General features: G+C 64.2%; 15 protein-coding genes and 1 tRNA gene. 11 read left to right on the top strand and 5 right to left on the bottom strand.

The genetic code is table 11. The annotated features are described in order from the left end of the window. Positions 1–178: 178 nt before the first annotated feature. The 5 genes from ACFY9W_RS19015 to ACFY9W_RS19035 all read left to right on the top strand — a co-directional run bounded on the left by ACFY9W_RS19015 (position 179) and on the right by ACFY9W_RS19035 (position 4,275). Positions 179–484: a PepSY domain-containing protein gene (locus ACFY9W_RS19015; protein WP_391133016.1), complete on the top strand. Its 306-nt coding sequence runs from the start codon at positions 179–181 to the stop codon at positions 482–484. Beyond that, entirely contained in the window at positions 484–798 is a 315-nt protein-coding gene (locus ACFY9W_RS19020; RefSeq protein ID WP_016485921.1) for a PepSY domain-containing protein, read from the top strand. Before ACFY9W_RS19015 ends, ACFY9W_RS19020 begins: the two co-directional genes overlap by 1 nt. After that, complete coding sequence (locus ACFY9W_RS19025) at positions 799–1,467, top strand: response regulator (protein WP_391133019.1); 669 nt, start codon at positions 799–801, stop codon at positions 1,465–1,467. It begins immediately after the preceding gene. Further along, on the top strand, positions 1,464–2,783 hold the full coding sequence (locus ACFY9W_RS19030; RefSeq protein WP_391133022.1) for an ATP-binding protein: 1,320 nt from the start codon (positions 1,464–1,466) through the stop codon (positions 2,781–2,783). Before ACFY9W_RS19025 ends, ACFY9W_RS19030 begins: the two co-directional genes overlap by 4 nt. A gap of 337 nt (positions 2,784–3,120) precedes the next feature. Further along, positions 3,121–4,275, top strand: coding sequence for an HPP family protein (locus ACFY9W_RS19035; protein WP_391133025.1), 1,155 nt, complete (start codon positions 3,121–3,123; stop codon positions 4,273–4,275). Here ACFY9W_RS19035 and ACFY9W_RS19040 read toward each other — a convergent pair. Further along, positions 4,249–5,115, bottom strand: coding sequence for a LysR family transcriptional regulator (locus tag ACFY9W_RS19040; protein ID WP_391133028.1), 867 nt, complete (start codon positions 5,113–5,115; stop codon positions 4,249–4,251). The genes ACFY9W_RS19035 and ACFY9W_RS19040 overlap by 27 nt on opposite strands. 180 nt (positions 5,116–5,295) lie before the next feature. Here ACFY9W_RS19040 and ACFY9W_RS19045 point away from each other — a divergent pair, with 180 nt between their 5' ends. Next, positions 5,296–7,185: an AMP-binding protein gene (locus ACFY9W_RS19045; RefSeq protein ID WP_391133031.1), complete on the top strand. Its 1,890-nt coding sequence runs from the start codon at positions 5,296–5,298 to the stop codon at positions 7,183–7,185. A gap of 127 nt (positions 7,186–7,312) precedes the next feature. Here the strand turns inward: ACFY9W_RS19045 and zapE are convergent, their stop codons facing one another. Beyond that, complete coding sequence (gene zapE / locus ACFY9W_RS19050) at positions 7,313–8,383, bottom strand: cell division protein ZapE (protein WP_391133034.1); 1,071 nt, start codon at positions 8,381–8,383, stop codon at positions 7,313–7,315. Between the two features lie 275 nt (positions 8,384–8,658). On the opposite strand from zapE, the gene ACFY9W_RS19055 reads away from it, so the two are divergent. Next, positions 8,659–8,733 (top strand) — tRNA-Gln (locus ACFY9W_RS19055). Between the two features lie 84 nt (positions 8,734–8,817). Here ACFY9W_RS19055 and ACFY9W_RS19060 read toward each other — a convergent pair. The 3 genes from ACFY9W_RS19060 to ACFY9W_RS19070 are packed head-to-tail and all read right to left on the bottom strand — an operon-like array spanning position 8,818 to position 13,945. Next, positions 8,818–11,205: a response regulator gene (locus tag ACFY9W_RS19060; RefSeq protein WP_391133037.1), complete on the bottom strand. Its 2,388-nt coding sequence runs from the start codon at positions 11,203–11,205 to the stop codon at positions 8,818–8,820. A 13-nt stretch (positions 11,206–11,218) separates the two neighbouring features. Beyond that, positions 11,219–11,680: a response regulator gene (locus tag ACFY9W_RS19065; protein ID WP_012271611.1), complete on the bottom strand. Its 462-nt coding sequence runs from the start codon at positions 11,678–11,680 to the stop codon at positions 11,219–11,221. A gap of 15 nt (positions 11,681–11,695) precedes the next feature. Then, complete coding sequence (locus ACFY9W_RS19070) at positions 11,696–13,945, bottom strand: ATP-binding protein (RefSeq protein WP_391133041.1); 2,250 nt, start codon at positions 13,943–13,945, stop codon at positions 11,696–11,698. 267 nt (positions 13,946–14,212) lie between these two features. Here ACFY9W_RS19070 and ACFY9W_RS19075 point away from each other — a divergent pair, with 267 nt between their 5' ends. From ACFY9W_RS19075 to ACFY9W_RS19090, 4 genes are read left to right on the top strand one after another with little or no spacing between them, the layout of a single operon-like run. Beyond that, entirely contained in the window at positions 14,213–14,740 is a 528-nt protein-coding gene (locus ACFY9W_RS19075) for a spore coat protein U domain-containing protein (RefSeq protein ID WP_391133044.1), read from the top strand. A 30-nt stretch (positions 14,741–14,770) separates the two neighbouring features. Beyond that, a complete protein-coding gene (locus tag ACFY9W_RS19080) occupies positions 14,771–15,307 on the top strand; it encodes a spore coat protein U domain-containing protein (protein WP_391133047.1) in 537 nt (178 codons plus the stop codon). Positions 15,308–15,325: 18 nt separating this feature from the next. Next, positions 15,326–15,859: a spore coat protein U domain-containing protein gene (locus tag ACFY9W_RS19085; protein WP_391133050.1), complete on the top strand. Its 534-nt coding sequence runs from the start codon at positions 15,326–15,328 to the stop codon at positions 15,857–15,859. A gap of 3 nt (positions 15,860–15,862) precedes the next feature. After that, positions 15,863–16,366 carry a spore coat protein U domain-containing protein gene (locus ACFY9W_RS19090; RefSeq protein WP_391133053.1) on the top strand — a complete coding sequence of 168 codons (504 nt, stop codon included), beginning with the start codon at positions 15,863–15,865 and terminating at the stop codon, positions 16,364–16,366. Positions 16,367–16,386 lie beyond the last annotated feature (20 nt).

A 16,386-nucleotide genomic window follows, 5' to 3' on the forward strand; every position in this document is an offset into this window, starting at 1 on the left:
TATGTGAATCAATAATGCGCGCAGTCTACCAGCTCGTCGCAACATCTTCAGCGCCTATCAGATCGAGTGCCACCGCGCATGCGCTATCATGGCGCCAGCTGTTTTCAGGTTGAATTAAGGACCGGTGGTTAGTCTTGATCCCGTACCCAACTTGCACAGTTCTCAGGAGAGAAGAACGATGAAAACCTTGACTGCCCTGTTCACCGCCGCTGCCCTCGCCCTGGGCGCCAATGTAGCCCTGGCCGATGTCCCGGCCCACGAAATCAGCGCGCTGGAAAAAGCCGGCACCGTGCAGTCCCTGCAAAAGCTGGCGGACGTCGCCAAGGCCAAGCACCCGGGCTCGACCATCACCGACTCGGAGCTGGAGAACGAGTACGGGCGCTACATCCTCAAGGTCGAGTTGCGCGATGCGCAGAACGTCGAATGGGACGTGGACCTGGACGCCAAGACCGGTGAAGTGCTGAAAGACAAACAGGACCATTGATGATCCACTTACCGCGGCCAGCGCGCTACCTCGCGCTGGCGCTGCTGGCCGTATGCTCCCTTGCCGCTGCCCGCGACCTTGATCAGGACGAAGCCCTGAAGCTGCGCCAGAAGGGCGTCATCCTGCCGCTCGAGCAATTGCTGGAAACCGCCCTGGGGCGTTACCCCGGGGCGCGTTTGCTGGAGGCCGAGCTGGAAGAAGACGACGATCGCTACGAATATGAAGTCGAACTGCTGACGGCGGAAGGTGTGGTGCGCGAGATCAAGCTCGATGCCAGCACCGGTGCCCTGCTCAAAGACGAGGAAGACGACTGAATGCGCCTGTTGCTTGTCGAGGACAATGTACCGTTGGCCGATGAACTGACCGCCGGCCTGCAGCGCCAAGGCTATGCCGTGGACTGGCTGGCCGATGGCCGTGACGCGGTTTACCAGGGCCAGAGCGAACCCTACGACCTGATCATCCTCGACCTTGGCCTGCCAGGCTTGCCGGGCCTGGATGTGCTCGCCCAGTGGCGTGCCGCCGGGCTGGCCGCTCCGGTGCTGATCCTTACCGCCCGCGGTTCGTGGGCCGAGCGTATCGAAGGGCTCAAGGCCGGGGCCGATGATTACCTGAGCAAACCGTTCCACCCGGAAGAGTTGCAACTGCGTATCCAGTCGCTGCTGCGCCGTGCGCGCGGCCTGGCCAACCAGCCAACACTGGAGGCTGCCGGCCTGCACCTGGATGAAAGCCGCCAGTGCGTGAGCCGTGATGGCGTGGACATCCAGCTGACCGCCGCCGAGTTCCGCCTGCTGCGCTACTTCATGCTGCATCCGCAGCAGATCCTTTCCAAGAGCCACCTGGCCGAGCACCTTTACGACGGTGAAACCGAGCGCGATTCCAATGTGCTGGAAGTACACGTCAACCACCTGCGACGCAAGCTGGGCCGCAGTGTGATCGAAACCCGGCGCGGGCAAGGCTACATTTACGCGGGGAGCACCGCGTGAAGTCGATTCAGGCACGCCTGAGTCTTGGGCTGGTGGCGGTGCTGGTGGTGGTCGGCGTGGTGCTGGCGCAACTGACCTTGTGGCTATTCGAGGCCGGCCTGCAACGCTACCTGGAAAACGGCCTGCGCAAGGAAAGCGAGAACCTGCTGGTGGCCCTGGTGCGCGGGCCATCCGGCCTGCAGCTGGATGAGCGGCGCATTTCGGCGGCCTATCAGCGGCCGTTTTCCGGTTATTACTTTCGCATCGATTTCGACCAGGGCACCTGGCGCTCACGTTCGCTGTGGGACCTGGATATGCCCAAGCCCGCCACGCCCGGGCTGTCCGATAGCCACGAGCTAGGCCCGGAAGGGCAGCAACTGCTGGCCCTGCGTGCCGACTATCGGCGCCTGGGCCAGGACATCTCCATCAGCGTGGCGCAGGACTACTCGCCGGTGCGCGAGGGTTTCAGGCGCATGCAGCAGATCGGCCTGGGCATGGGGCTGGTGGCGCTGATCCTGGTGCTGGTGCTTCAGCGCATTACCGTGACGCGCTCATTGCGGCCACTGGAGCGGGCACGCCAGCAGATCGCCCAGTTGCAGCAGGGCCAGCGTTCGCAGCTGGATGCCGAGGTGCCCAGCGAGCTGGCGCCATTGGTGGGGCAGATCAACCACTTGCTGAGCCACACCGAAGACAGCCTGCGCCGTTCGCGCAATGCCTTGGGCAACCTGGGGCATGCGTTGAAGACGCCCTTGGCGGTGCTGCTTAGCCTGGCGTCCAGTGAACGCCTGAAAGATCTGCCCGAGGTGCGTGCGCAGATGCGCGAGCAACTGGAGCAGATTCAGCAGCGGTTGGCGCGTGAGCTGAACCGTGCGCGGCTGGCGGGGGATGCGTTGCCCGGTGCGCAATTTGACTGTGACGCCGAGCTGCCGGGGCTGCTGAGCACCCTGGGTATGATTCATGGAGAGGGCTTGCTGCTGGCCAGGGACGTACCCCCCGGTCTGCTGCTGCCGTGGGATCGCGAGGACTTCCTTGAGCTGCTGGGCAACTTGCTGGACAACGCCTGCAAGTGGGCTGACAGCGAGGTGCGGCTGAGCATCGCGCCGAATGCAGAGGGCTACCAGCTGTGGGTCGATGACGATGGCCCAGGCATCCCCGAGAGCCAGCGCCAGCAGGTGCTGGAGCGCGGTTCGCGGCTGGACGAGCAGGTGCACGGGCATGGTCTGGGGCTGGGCATTGTGCGCGATATCGTCGAGGCATGGGGCGGGCAGCTGGCGCTGCTGGAAAGCCCTTTGGGCGGGCTGCGCGTAAACATCGACCTGCCGCGCAAGGCTCGTTAGTGCCGGTACCGCGATCCCTGTGGGAGCGGGCTTGCCCGCGAACACCGGCGCAGCCGGTGCCATCCAACGCGTCGCCTGATTCGCGGGCATGCCCGCTCCCACAGGACCAGCGGCGCGTTCGAGAAATATCAGTACTGCAAAAAAATTGCAGTACAGCCGCAGTTTTTTGAATTAGCCCAATCTCCTCCCACCCGGCAAAATCCCCCCACGAAACCCTGCGGTTTCCATCTCTCCACGGAAGGAGCCCCTTGTGGTATTGCACGCGCAATACGAGGCCCAGGCCACCTCGGCTGGGCTTTCTTTTTAATCAGAAAAACTACAGATCCCGATTACTTAAATGTCTGCCTCGCGTTCCGAAAGTCGTCTGCAGCGGCTGTTGCCGGCGCCCCTTAATATCCCCCCAAAAGAATGGCTGCGTGCCGGTATCGGTGCGTTGCTCGGCCTTTTCCTTGCCGGTTGGCTGACCAGCCTGGCCTATGGCCCCGGCATCGCCCTGCACCTGCTGGGCCCGTTGGCCGCATCGGCCGTGCTGGTGTTCGCCGTGCATTCCGGCCCCTTGGCCCAACCCTGGCCGGTGCTGGGCAGCTATGCCCTGGCCGGCGCGGTCGGCCTGGCCATGCGCGAAGGCTTTGGCCCCGAGCTGTGGGTAGCCGCCGCCGCCTTGGGCATCTCGCTGCTGGTGATGTGCCTGCTGCGCTGCTTGCACCCGCCGGGTGGCGGGGTAGCGGTGAGTGCTGTGCTGGCCGACTCGGGGCTGACCGCGCTGGGCGACCACTTGTTGGAGCCGGTATTGCTCAATGCGTTGATCCTGGTGGCGGTGGCGGTTGTCTACAACCGCCTGACGGGGGTGCGTTACCCGAAAGGCGCGGTCCCGCGCAAAGACCTGCACCACACCCATGACCCGTTGCCCGGCGAGCGGGTGGGCATCCGCAGTGAAGACCTGGACCAGGCGCTGGAAGAGCTGGGCGAGTTCGTCGACGTGACCCGTGACGAACTGGAACGCATCATCCTGGCCACCGAGCAGCATGCCCTGCAACGTAGCCTGGGCGGTATTACCGCAGCCTCGGTGATGTCCCGCGATGTGCAGTTTGCCACCCCCGATACCACGCTGGAGCAGGCCTGGAAAATGCTCGCCAGCCACCACCTGAAAACCCTGCCAGTGTTGCGCCACGGCAAGCTGGTGGGCATCGTCAGCCTCAGTGACCTGGTCGGCCCGGCCATGCAGCGTGGCCGTTTCAGCTGGCGCGGGCTGTTCGGCCGCAAGGCAGTGCGCATGGAGCAGGTAATGAGCCAGCGGGTAGTCAGTGTCAGTAGCCAGCACCCGCTGGAGCGCCTGCTGCCGTTGCTGTGCGAACAAGGCCTGCATTGCCTGCCGGTACTCGATGACGGCCAGCTGGTGGGGGTTATCACCCAGACTGACCTGATCGCCGGCCTCAAGCGTCAAATGCTCAACAGGGCCGACACTTCAGATAAGCGGGTCCCAGCGTTGTGACCAGTCGCTGGCGCCGGCAGCCACCAGCCGGCGCAAGATAGCGAAAGCCTGTTGCAGGGCTTCGCTGTCGCGCTTGCGCGGGTACACCAGGTAAGTGGGGTAGGTAAACTCCGGCGCCTGCGGCACCCGCTCGAACAGGCCGCTGTCCAGGTAGGCCTGCACCACCCGCGTGCGGAAGTAGCCACTGCCGCCCTGGTCGAGGATGAACTGCAACGCCAGCGGGCCCAGGTTGAAGCTGAGTGCCGCACGTGCGCAGTCGGGCAGGGCGGCATCGTGCTGGCGGCGGAAGGCCTCGCCCCAGTCGATGTAGATGTACGGCTCTGGCTGCAAGACCCGGCGCACGCGGATCAGCTTTTCTTCCATCAACTGTTCCACCTGCAGCCCCGGGCCGTAGGTCGGCTGGTACACCAGCGCAGCGTCCAGCAAGCCCATATCCACCTTGCGCAGCAGCGACTCGCCGTCGCTCACCTCGCTGCGGATGGCGTGGCTGGGCAGCTCACGGTGCAGGGCAGTGACCCAGTCGAGCAGCATCGGGTTGCCCAGGCTTACTTCACCCCCCACATGCAGCACCTGCTGGCAGCCCTCGGGTAGCGGCAGGTCGCGCCGCGCCGCTTCCCAGGTTTGCACCAGCTGGTTGGCATAACTGACGAATGCCTCGCCATCGCTGGTCAGGCTGGCACCATTGCGGCTGCGCACGAACAGCTGGCAGCCCAGTTGCTGCTCCAGGCGCTGCACCCGGGCGGTAATGGCTGTTTGTGACACGAACAGGCGTTCGGCAGCAGCGACCAGGCTGCCGCAACGCACGATTTCCAGAAAGGTTCGGGCCTGTTCGATATCCATGGGTTGCTCGGTGGCTGAAGGGGTGGGCTATTCTAGAGGCTTTGCACCGTTATGGGGCGCTTTTGCGTTGTCTGCAAATTTGCAGGTCGGTTGTGACTTTAGTCCCATGGCGGCGCGGGTGTAGCGGTCCATACTCAGGTTTCGCCCTTCAATAACAACAAGTACCGGGTTCCCTTCGATATGAGCTACCAGCACAGCTACGCCCATTCCATTTCCGACCCTGCCGCTTTCTGGGCGGAACAGGCCGCGCACCTGGCCTGGCACCGCAAGCCTGCCCACACCCTGCAAGGCAACGCCGACGGTACCCACCGCTGGTTCGCCGATGGCCGCCTGAACAGTTGCTACCTGGCCCTCGATCACCAGATCGGGCAGGGCCGGGGCGAACAGTTGGCGCTGATCTACGATTCGCCAGTCACCGGCGTGCAGCAGGCCTACACCTACAACCAGTTGCGCGACGAAGTGGCGCGCCTGGCCGGTTTGTTGCGCCAGCTAGGGGTGAAAAAGGGCGATGGCGTGATCATCTACATGCCCATGGTGCCGCAAGCGGCCATGGCCATGCTGGCCTGCGCCCGGATTGGCGCGGTGCATTCAGTGGTGTTCGGCGGCTTTGCCGCCAACGAGCTGGCCCTGCGCATCGATGACGCCCGGCCCACGCTGCTGCTGACAGCATCCTGTGGGTTGGAATTCGACAAGGTAATTGCCTACAAGCCGCTGGTCGACCGCGCCCTGCAGCTGGCCCGGCATCAGCCACGCAATGTACTGGTGCTGCAACGCCCACAGGCGCAGGCTGAACTGCAGCAGGGTCGCGACCTGGACTGGCAGGCTGCACTGGCCGGCGCAGAGCCGGTGGCCCCGGTCGAGCTGGATGCCGGCGACCCGCTGTACATCATGTACACCTCGGGTACTACCGGCAAACCCAAGGGCATCGTTCGGGAAAACGGCGGCAATGCCGTGGCGCTGTGCTATGCGATGCGCCATATCTACGGCATGCAGGCGGGCGATGTGTGGTGGGGCATTTCCGATGTGGGGTGGGTAGTTGGCCATTCGCTGATCGTTTATGGGCCGCTGATGAGCGGCTGCACCACGGTGTTCTACGAGGGCAAGCCGATCCGCACCCCGGACGCCTCGGCCTACTGGCGGGTGGTGGAGCAATACAAGGTCAATGCGCTGTTCTGTGCGCCCACCGCCATGCGTGCCATTCGCAAGGAAGACCCGGAGGGCGAGCTGATTCGCAAGCACGACCTCAGCTCGCTGCGTCAGCTGTTCCTGGCGGGAGAGAAGCTTGATTCGAGCACCCATGAGTGGCTGGAGCGGGTCAGTGGCAAGCCGGTACACGACCACTGGTGGCAGACCGAGACCGGCTGGCCGGTCACCGCGCCTTGTGTAGGGCTGGAAGGGAGTGCGGCAAAGCCGGGCTCCAGCAACCGTGCGGTACCGGGCTATCACGTACGTGTGGTGGATGATGAGGGGCACTTGCTGGGCCCCAACCAACAGGGCTCGATCGTGATTGCCTTGCCATTGCCGCCCGGGTGCAGCCAGACCTTGTGGGGCGACCACGAACGTTACTTGCAGGCATACCTGCGCACCTACCCCGGGTATTACCACACGGGCGACGGCGGTTTTCTGGACGATGAAGGTTTCGTCTACATCATGGGGCGCACGGATGACGTGATCAACGTGTCCGGTCACCGGCTGTCTACAGGCGAAATGGAGGACCTGGTGGCCTGCCACCCGGCAGTGGCCGAGTGTGCGGTGATTGGTGTCCACGATGAAATCAAGGGGCAGGTACCCTTGGCGCTTGTTGTGCTCAAGGACGGCGAGGGCATTGCCGAGGCGCAATTGCTGGTGGACCTGGTGGGCAGCGTGCGCGAGGCGATTGGCCCGCTGGCCTGTTTCAACCGGGTGCGGTTGGTGAAGCGGCTGCCCAAGACGCGCTCGGGGAAGATTTTGCGGGCAGTGCTGCGCAAGATTGCCGATGGCCAGGACTATGTGCCGCCTTCGACCTTGGATGACCCGGCGGTGCTAGGGGAGATCGAGGCGGTGTTGGCGGATTTGCCCCGGGCCGGGTGATGTTTTGACTTTACTGGCCTCTTCGCGGGCATGCCCGCTCCCACAGGTACACCACAGGCCCTGAAACCTGCGCCGTACCTGTGGGAGCGGGCGAGCCCGCGAAGAGGCCGGTTCAGGCAGTGCAGTTCTATGGGGCTATCTGATGCAATTGCCCCAACCTGCTGCGGGTTCGCATCAGGTCGGCAAGTGGCCCGTCCAGGCTCTGTTCCAGCGGCCTTATGCCGATCACCGTCACCTGCCGGTCCTGGTCATACAGCACATCCACCAGGTTGACGAAGCGTTGTTGTGCCGCCAGCGAACACTCCGCCAAATCATCCAGCCCGTCGATAATCCATTCATCGTAGGCCTGGGCCAGCACCAGGTAGTCGATCACCGCCGTGGCCTTCTCGCACAAATCGTCAAAGCCAAGCACCACGCGCCGGCCATCGACGGCCAGTGCGCGCAGCGGGCGCTTGTTCACTTCCAGCATCACCGGCTGTTCGACAGGTACGTTCAGCGCCCGGCGCTGTTCGGCATTGCCCGGCCATACATAGTGGCCCTGGGTAAACCGCTGATGCTCGCGGTTGGCCGGCAGGCTGCGAAAATCCGTATCGCCGCCCACCTCCAGCACTTCCATCGAGCTGTTGATCAGCCGGATCACCGGCAGGAAGCGCTCGTGGTACAGCGGGTTGGGCAGCAACCCTTCGGGTGCATAGTTGGAGGTCACCAGCAGGAACACCCCGCGTGCGAACAGGGCGCTGAACAGGCGGGTGAGCAGCATGGCATCGCCAATGTCATGCACGTGGAATTCGTCGAAGCACAGCACCCGGCAATCGCCCACCAGCTCGTTGAGCGTCGCGCCTAGCGCATCGTCCAGCGCCCGGTGGCGGTGCATGCCTTGGTGCAGGCGGGCAAAAAAGTCATGAAAGTGCAGGCGTCGCTTGGCCTCGACCGGCACCGCCTGGAAAAAGCCGTCCAGCAGCCAGCTTTTTCCACGGCCCACCGAACCATACAGGTACAGGCTGCGCGGCTGCCCTTGTTCCAGCTGCGCCAGCTGGTCGGCCATGCAGTGGATCACCCGTTGCTGGCCGTCACTCAGCTGGTAGCCCCGGCTGCGGGCTTTGTCCTCGAACCAGTCGAGCAGTTCGCTCTGGCTGGCGGCAGCGCCGCGCAGGCGCTGGCCAAGCTGGCGCAGTGGGGCAGGGATCCAGGCAGACAAAAGCAAAGCTCCTTGGGGGATGACGGGGCAGCGTGCAGCTTGCCCGAGGGCGGCCATTTTGACTAATACAGAAAGTGACCGGCAATGATCGCTTCACGCGATAGGTCAGCCACCCGCGCAGGTGAAAATGACTAACTCGCTGTTTTATGGCAATTTTTTTTCATCAGGGGGTTCACAGATCGAAACTTTGTTGTTAAAGTGCCGCGCATTCCAAGACAACAACCCAGTTGTCACTCAGTTGGAATTGTCAGGGCAGCAAATGCTGCATCCGATACAGGGGCGTCGCCAAGCGGTAAGGCAGCAGGTTTTGATCCTGCCATGCGTTGGTTCGAATCCAGCCGCCCCTGCCATTTTTCAAGTTGCAACGTATTTAACCCAGTGCTTAGAAGCACTGGGTTTTGTCGTTTCTGTGGTTTTAATTGCGCTGTTCCGGGTTATCCGGAGACTCCCAGCATCTCATTCAGCACCCTCGCCAGCTCATCCGCCTGCACCGGCTTCTGGATCACCACGCTGCCCGGTAGCTCAAGCCCCTGCAAATCCGCATAGCCCGTCAGGAACACCACCGGCAAGTGTGGGAAGCGTTCACGGGCTGCCAGCGCCAGTTGCGCGCCATTGAACTCGGGCATGGCGAAGTCGGTGAGCAGCAGGTCGATCTGCTCGTCCAGCAAGGCCAGGCCCTGTTCGCCGCTGTGCGCCTGGCGCACCTGGTAGCCGTACTGGCGCAACACGTCACCCAGCATGTCGCGCACCAGATGGTCATCATCCACCAGCAGCACGGTGCGGTTGTGGCCGCTGTCGCTGATAGCCTGGTTGCGTAGCGGTGCCACCGGTTCGCTGACCGCCTGGTCCTTGACTGCCGGCAGGTACACCGCCACCTGCGTGCCCAGGCCTGGCGTGGTGTCGATACGCACTCCGCCGCCAGACTGCTTGGCGAAGCCGAACACCTGGGCCAGGCCCAGCCCCGAACCTTTGCCGATGTCCTTGGTGGTAAAGAACGGCTCGAACACCTTGGCCAGTACGTCCTCGCTCATGCCGCAGCCGGTATCGCAGATGCTCAGCATCACGTACTCGCCCGGGTCCGGGTCTTCCGGGCGTTGCGGGTGGGCGTCGATGCGGGTGTTGCGGGTGGTCAGGGTCAGCTGGCCACCTTCGGGCATGGCATCGCGGGCATTGATGGCCAGGTTGAGGATGATCATCTCGGTCTGGGTGGGGTCGGTCAGTGCCTGCCACAGGGCCTGGTCCAGGTCCAGGCGCACCGAGACGTTGCCACCCAGGGTGCGGCGTAGCAGCTCTTCCAGGCCGGCCAAGGTCTGGTTGAGGTTGAGCGGCACCGGCTCCAGGCGCTGGCGGCGGGAGAACGCCAGCAGCTGCGAGGTAAGCTTGGCGCCGCGCTCGCCGGCTTCGCGAATGTGCGTGAGGCGCGTGCGGGCCTTGTCCAGGTCGGCCTTGGCCAGGTCGCGCTCCAGAAAGCTGGCGCCCGTGAGGATTACCGTGAGCAGGTTGTTGAAGTCGTGGGCCACGCCGGCCGTGAGCTGGCCGACTGCTTCCAGCCGTTGCATCTGTTGCAGTGCAGCCTCGATGCGTTCGCGCTCGTTGATCTGCTCGCGCAGGCGGGTGTTGGCTTCGGCCAGGCCCAGGGCGGATTCGCGTTCACTGGTAATGTCCCGTGCTACCACGTACAGCAGGGTGTCTTCCGGCACCACAATCCACGACAGCCAGCGCTGCTGGCCACCGGCATGCAGGATGCGCCCGACGAAGCGGGCACTGGTGCGGCCATGGGCGAGGGCGGCCAGTTCGGTGAGGAGCAGTTCCTGATCGGTCTCGGGCAGCAGGTGCAGCAGGGACGACTGGCTCAGGCGTTCGCGCGAAAAGCCCAGGCTGGCTTCCCAGGCGGGGTTGAGTGCGACCGGGGTCAGGTCCTTGTTCAGCACGGCCAGCAAGTCCTGCGACAGCTCCCAGGCGCGGTCGCGTTCGCGGGTGCGGCGCTCTACACGCTCACCGAGCATCTCGTTGAGCTGGCGCAGCGCCTGGGTGGCCAGGCGCTGTGTGTGGATGTCCTGCAGCACGCCGGAAAAGCGCACGCACTGGTCGCCGACGAACTGGCACTGGCCGCTGCTGAGCAACCAGCGCGGCTCCAGCCCGTTGGGTTGGGCGATGCGGAATTCGACCCGGTAGTGGCCGCCGCTTTCCGGGCGCATGGCGTGTTCCACCGCCTGGCGCACCAATGGGCGGTCGTCGGGGTAGATGCCAGCGTAGAACACGTCAAGGTTCATCTCGGTGCTGGTGGGCAGGCCGAACAGGGTCTTGCAGCGGTCGTCCCACAGCAGCAGGCCTTCTTGCGGGCGCAAGTCCCAGGTGCCCATGCCGGCGGCATCGATGGCAATGCGCGCACGCGCTTCAACGTCTGCCAGGGCCTCTTCGGCGCGGCGCCGGCGCTGGCGCTCCTGCACCTCGGTCAGCGCCCGGCGCACGGCCTTGGGCAGCAGCGGGAGGTTCTTCTTCAATACATAGTCGGTGGCGCCCAGGCGGATCATCTCCACCGCGTGCTCTTCGCCGTAAATGCCGGACAGGAAGATGAACGGCGTGTCTGGCGCCAGGCGCTGGGCAATGGCCAGTACCTCGGTGCCGGACGAGCCAGGCAGCACGCAGTCGCACAGGACCAGGTCGTAACGGGCCTCGCGCAGGGCATGCTCGACGCCAACATGGTCGAACACCAGTTGCGAATGCACGAGCAGCCCGCTACGTTCCAGGCGCATCAGGGTCAGCTCGGCGTCCATCGAGCTGTCTTCGACCATCAGTAGTTTCAGCGGCGTTTGCTGCATCGTCGCGGCGGCCTCAGTTGCTACCGCGACGGTTCAGCCGCAGTGAGCCGGGTGGGGGTTCGTTCAGCACTGCCCAGAATACCCCGAGGTCGGAAATGGCGGCGACGAATTCCTTGAACTCCACCGGTTTTACCACGTAGGCGTTGACCCCCAGTTCATAGGCGCGCAGCAGGTCGGGCTCTTCGCGCGAGGAGGTCAGCATCACCGTGGGGATGCTGCGCAGTTCGGCGGTGGCGCGTACGGCCTTGAGCACTTCCAGGCCGTCGACCTTGGGCAGCTTCAGGTCCAGCAGCAAGACGGCGGGGTTGCCGTCGTCGCGTTCGGCGTAGGCATTGCGGCGCAGCAGGTAGTCCAGCGCATCGGCACCATCACGTAGCACGATGACTTCGTTGGCCAACTGGCTGCGCTCCAGGGCCAGCAGCGTCAGCTCCAGGTCCCTTGGGTTGTCTTCGACCAGCAGGATGGGTTTGAGCATGGTGATAGCGGTACCTCAGGTGGTCGCGGGGTGGCGCGGAAGGGTGAAGTGGAAACTGGCGCCCTGGTCGATCTGACCCGTGGCCCAGACCCGGCCGTCATGGCGCTCGATGATGCGGCGTACGCTCGCCAGGCCAATCCCGGTGCCCTCGAAGTCCTCCATGCGGTGCAGGCGCTGGAACACGCCGAACAGTTTGTTGGCATAGGCCATGTCGAAGCCCACACCGTTGTCGCGGATGCAGATTTCGGTTTCGCCTGGGTGCTGCGCGGCGCTGATGCCGATGTGTGCCGGGTTGCGGCCACGGGTGTACTTGATGGCATTGGCGATCAGGTTGTGCAAGGCCATGTTGATGAATGCCGGGTCGCCGATCACCTTGGGCAGTGCCGCGATGTCCCAAACGATTGCGCGCCCCTCGTAATCCGGCGCCAGTTCGCTGCGAATGGCATCGACCAGTGCATTGAGGTCGACATCCGACAGGCGCAACGCCGAACGGCCCATCTGCGAGAAGTTGAGCAGGTTGTCGACCAGGCTGCCGGCGAAGTGCGCGGCCTCCCCGATATGCTGCAGGTAGCGCTTGCCGCGCTCGCTCAGCCCCTGGCTTTCGATTTCGCCAAGCAGTTCGGTGTAGCCGGCGATGTGCCGCAGCGGGGCTCGCAGATCGTGGGACACACTGTAGGAAAACGCTTCAAGTTCCTTGTTCGAACGGCGCAACTCGCCCGCCAGTTGCGCCAGCTCTTCGGCCTTGCGCAGGACAATGCCAAGCACTGCGCTGCGCAGTTCCATCACGCCCTCGATCACCAGCGGGTCCCAGGGCTCGCAGTAGTTGCGCAGTTCTTCCTGCCAGCGTTCGAAGCTGTGCCGCGGGTCGAGGTTGCCCTGTGGCCCCACCTGCTTGCTCGGTTGGCCAGCCCAGTTCACCGTGCGTACTTGCTCGGGGCGGAACCATAGCAAGTAGTGCGAATGGATCTGCGAGATGGCCACGGCCAGCACGCCGCCGGCATGGGCGGCCAGCTCGGGCAGGTCGGTAATGTCGCGGCGCAGGTTGTCACTTTGGAACACGCTGTCCCCGGCGCGCTGGGCAAGCCAGTGCACCAGCGCGGTTACCTGGGCTTCAGGCGGGGTCTTGCCGATCAGGTCGCAGCGTTCGGCCGAGATCACCGCGGCGCCCTGGGCACCGGCAAAAGCCAGCAACACGTGAGGCAGGTCGCGCAGGCCGTCGCTGATGCTGTCGTGGTCGGCCATGGACGAGATCATGCGCACAATGTGTTGGCGCAACGCGAGCAGCTTGCGCGTGCTGGCATGCGCCTCGCGAGACTCGATCTGCAACGACAGCACGCTGGCCAGCAGCTCGCAGGCCGTGCGGGTGCGCAGGTCCACCGCACGCGGCTGTTGGTGATGGCAGGACACCAACCCCCACAGCTCGCCATCGACCACGATCGACAGCGACATCGAGGCCAGCGTGCCCATGTTGCGCATGTATTGCAGGTGCACCGGTGACACGCTGCGCAGCGCAGAGAAACTCATGTCCAGTGCCTTGCCGGTGCGCGGGTTGGTGGCTGGCAGCAGGGGCGAAGGCTGGTAGTTGGCATCCTCTATAACGCGGATGCGGTTGACCCGGTACAGGTCGCGCGCCTGGCGCGGGATGTCTGCCGCCGGGAAGCACAGGCCGAGGTAGCTGGGGTAGCCCGGGTCGGCCACCTCGGCCAGCACCTGGCCGTTGCCTTCGGCATCGAAACGGTACGCCTTGACCCGGCCAAAGCCGGTGATGCGCTTTAGCTGCAACACCGTCTGTTGCAGCAGGTCTTCAAGGCTGCTGGCCAGTTGCAGGCCACCGACGAAACTGCGCACCAGCGGGTAATAGTCACCTTGCCCGACCAGGTCTGGCGGCAAGCGTGGGGGCTCGAATTCGGCAATCAGCACCTCATCGTGACTGTGCACCAGCAGGTGCAGCGGGGCGCTGTAAGGCGCGCCTTGGCGCAAACGTACGTCACCGATGTGGAAGGGGAAGATTTCATCTTCGGGCAGCCGCGAGAGCTGTGTACGCAGGTCAAAGTGCTCGCTGACCAGGTGGGCGAAACTGCACCCGATCAGTTCCCGGGCCGGCAAGCCCAGCCAGTGCTCGACGTTCTCGCTGGCCTGCAGCACGCAAAGCTCGGCCGCGTCCAGCACCAGCAGAAAACCGTGGGGCTGGATACTGCTCGGCAGGTGGATCGGTTCGCGCGCACAGCGTTCCATGGCTTCTGCCAGCGTGTTGTCTGCAGTCATCGATGAAAACGCTCCTGTCATGTCCGTCCATGTATGGCCAATATGCCTGGCGCAGGATGAGACTTCTTCACCCTAACAGAAACCAAGCACATTTACCGGCTCTTGGCCATTGGAGGCACAGGTGCGGCCTGGGGTTCTGCACCGTGCCGGCTTTTTTTACGGGGCGTTATCGCTTTATTGCTAATACAAAAAAATGGCTTGATGCCACCACCGTTGCGCTACCTCGCTGCTACGCTCAATTCAGGAAGTAACGACAAGGATAACAAGGTGACGGAGCGCTTGGTGGCCGTGCTGTTGGGCCTGTTGTTCAGCGGCAGTACCGTGGCAGTGGATTTTCTCGTGGAAGTGCGGGTACTGGTGCAGCGTGGCTGCATGCTGGTCAATCAGACACGCGACGCGGGAGCCCAGGCCCTGGGGCAGATCGACCTGGGTGCGACGGCGCGCCTGGACAACCCGGATGCACCGCTCAGTGGCGTATTGCTGAACCAGCGCCCGCCGCGCCTGGAGTGCAACCCCGACACCCCTTACCAGGTACGCGTCGACGGCGGCCAGCATGGTGGCGTCGGCGAACTGCGCTACCTGGCCAGCAGTGACCGCACGGCACGGCCCATTCCTTACCGCTTGTACCGCGACGCGGCCTGGCGCGAGCCGCTGGTGGTGGGCGTGGCCCAGTCGGCGCGGGTGCCAGGCAGCGGCTCGGTCGAACTGCCGTTGTTCGCACGCATCGACAAACTGGCCTGGGTACCGAATGCAGGGCTTTACGCCGACCTGCTCAAAGTCACGGTCACCTGGTAGGGACGCTGCCATGCACAAGGACGCCATGCCATGAACCGCACTTCGATCCTGTTGCTCACCCTCGGCCCGCTACTGGTGCCCGGTGGTACTGCGCATGGCAGCACCACCGGCTTCATCCAGGCGCGGCTGGTGATCAGCGCAGCCTGCCAGATCAGCAGCAACGATACGCAACCTGCGGTACTGGGTAACCCCGGCATGCTGGACTTTGGCGAGCGTGGCCCGAACTGGGACCAGCCGCTGCGCAGCCGGGTTGACGAGGCGAGCGGCGAGGGCAGCCTGCAGATCAGTTGCACGCCTGAAGTACGGGCCTTCAACGTGCGGATCAATGGTGGCCTGAATGGCGACGACGGTGTACGCCGCCTGAGCAATGGCCGCGAACTTATCCCCTATCAGCTGGCGGTCGACCCCGGTGGCAACAGCCGCTATGTCATCGGCCAGGCGCGTGCCTTCACCGTCAACAGCGCCCAGCAGATTCCGATTCCCATCTACGGTGTGGTAGTGGCGCAACCCCGCGCACTGCCGGCCGGGCTTTACCGCGACACCCTCAGAGTGACCCTGGACTGGTAGACACGCAAGGAGACTCCGATGCGAACGACCCTTTCATGCTGCATGCTCGCAGGCCTTGGCCTGGCACTGGCTTCCCAGGCTCAGGCCGCCACGGTGACCGGGACCATCAACTCGACGTTGACCCTGATTGCGGCGTGCCAGGTCAATGGCAGCTCAGGCACCTCTGGGCTCAACTTTGGTGCCCTGAACTTCGGTACCCAGGATGCCCTGTTCACGACGGTGAACGGCCAGGTGCTGGGCGGCGGTGGTGGTGCCATGAGCATTCTCTGCTCGGCCGGCACCGTACCGGCGATCCGGGTGCGTGCGGGCGCCCATGACGGGCAGTCGTCGGGTGGGACGCGCGCACTGGCAGACGGTGCGGGTAACTTCGTGCCTTACGATTTCTACACCGATGCCGGGCGCACGCAGCTGCTGGCCATTGATGGCACCATCACCCTGCCGACCAGTACCGGCGTGGCCCAAACCGTCAACCTGTACGGCCAGGCACGGGGCAAGGCGGGCCTGCCTGCCGGGGTATACACCGACACGGTGGCAGTCGAGCTGTCGTTCTGAACCATGCGCCGCTGGTTGACGTGGGGCCTTGCGGGCACCGGTTTGCTGCTGGCTACACCGTTGAATGCGGTGACTACCAGTACCTTCACCGTGACGGCACAAATCGTTGCCGGTTGCCTGGTGGTGGGGGGCGTCACCAGCTACGGGACGCTGGACTATGGCACGCAGTCAGCGCTGTCCACCAGCACCCTCAGCACCTCGCTGGGCGGCAGCACGGTCACGTTCCAGTGCACGCCGGGCGTGGCCATGAGCATGAGCGTGGATGGCGGGCAGAACAGCGCCAGTGGCACACGTAACCTGAAGCGCACGAGCGGCACGCAAGTGCTGGCCTACCAGCTGTACCGGGATGCGGCCTACAGCCAGAGCCTGGGAATAGGCACCAGCGTGGCCGTGAGTTATTCCGACCCGACGGCGATCAAGCTGCCGGTGTACGGGCGGGTCCAGCTGACCGGCACGCTGCCGGCAGGGACCTACACCGATGTGGTGCAAGTGACGGTGACCTGGTGAACGCCAGCGTTGCCAACGAC

The organism is Pseudomonas sp. NPDC008258, from assembly GCF_042956345.1.
Taxonomy (GTDB): Bacteria; Pseudomonadota; Gammaproteobacteria; order Pseudomonadales; family Pseudomonadaceae; genus Aquipseudomonas.

Bases quoted from the DNA above. Each gene is read 5' to 3' on its own strand.
- ACFY9W_RS19090 (WP_391133053.1), top strand. From the start codon at position 15,863: ATGCGCCGCTGGTTGACGTGGGGCCTTGCGGGCACCGGTTTGCTGCTG.
- ACFY9W_RS19085 (WP_391133050.1), top strand. From the start codon at position 15,326: ATGCGAACGACCCTTTCATGCTGCATGCTCGCAGGCCTTGGCCTGGCA.
- ACFY9W_RS19035 (WP_391133025.1), top strand. From the start codon at position 3,121: ATGTCTGCCTCGCGTTCCGAAAGTCGTCTGCAGCGGCTGTTGCCGGCG.
- ACFY9W_RS19060 (WP_391133037.1), bottom strand. From the start codon at position 11,205: ATGCAGCAAACGCCGCTGAAACTACTGATGGTCGAAGACAGCTCGATG.
- ACFY9W_RS19065 (WP_012271611.1), bottom strand. From the start codon at position 11,680: ATGCTCAAACCCATCCTGCTGGTCGAAGACAACCCAAGGGACCTGGAG.
- ACFY9W_RS19025 (WP_391133019.1), top strand. From the start codon at position 799: ATGCGCCTGTTGCTTGTCGAGGACAATGTACCGTTGGCCGATGAACTG.
- ACFY9W_RS19015 (WP_391133016.1), top strand. From the start codon at position 179: ATGAAAACCTTGACTGCCCTGTTCACCGCCGCTGCCCTCGCCCTGGGC.
- ACFY9W_RS19080 (WP_391133047.1), top strand. From the start codon at position 14,771: ATGAACCGCACTTCGATCCTGTTGCTCACCCTCGGCCCGCTACTGGTG.
- ACFY9W_RS19040 (WP_391133028.1), bottom strand. From the start codon at position 5,115: ATGGATATCGAACAGGCCCGAACCTTTCTGGAAATCGTGCGTTGCGGC.
- ACFY9W_RS19070 (WP_391133041.1), bottom strand. From the start codon at position 13,945: ATGACTGCAGACAACACGCTGGCAGAAGCCATGGAACGCTGTGCGCGC.
- ACFY9W_RS19020 (WP_016485921.1), top strand. From the start codon at position 484: ATGATCCACTTACCGCGGCCAGCGCGCTACCTCGCGCTGGCGCTGCTG.
- ACFY9W_RS19045 (WP_391133031.1), top strand. From the start codon at position 5,296: ATGAGCTACCAGCACAGCTACGCCCATTCCATTTCCGACCCTGCCGCT.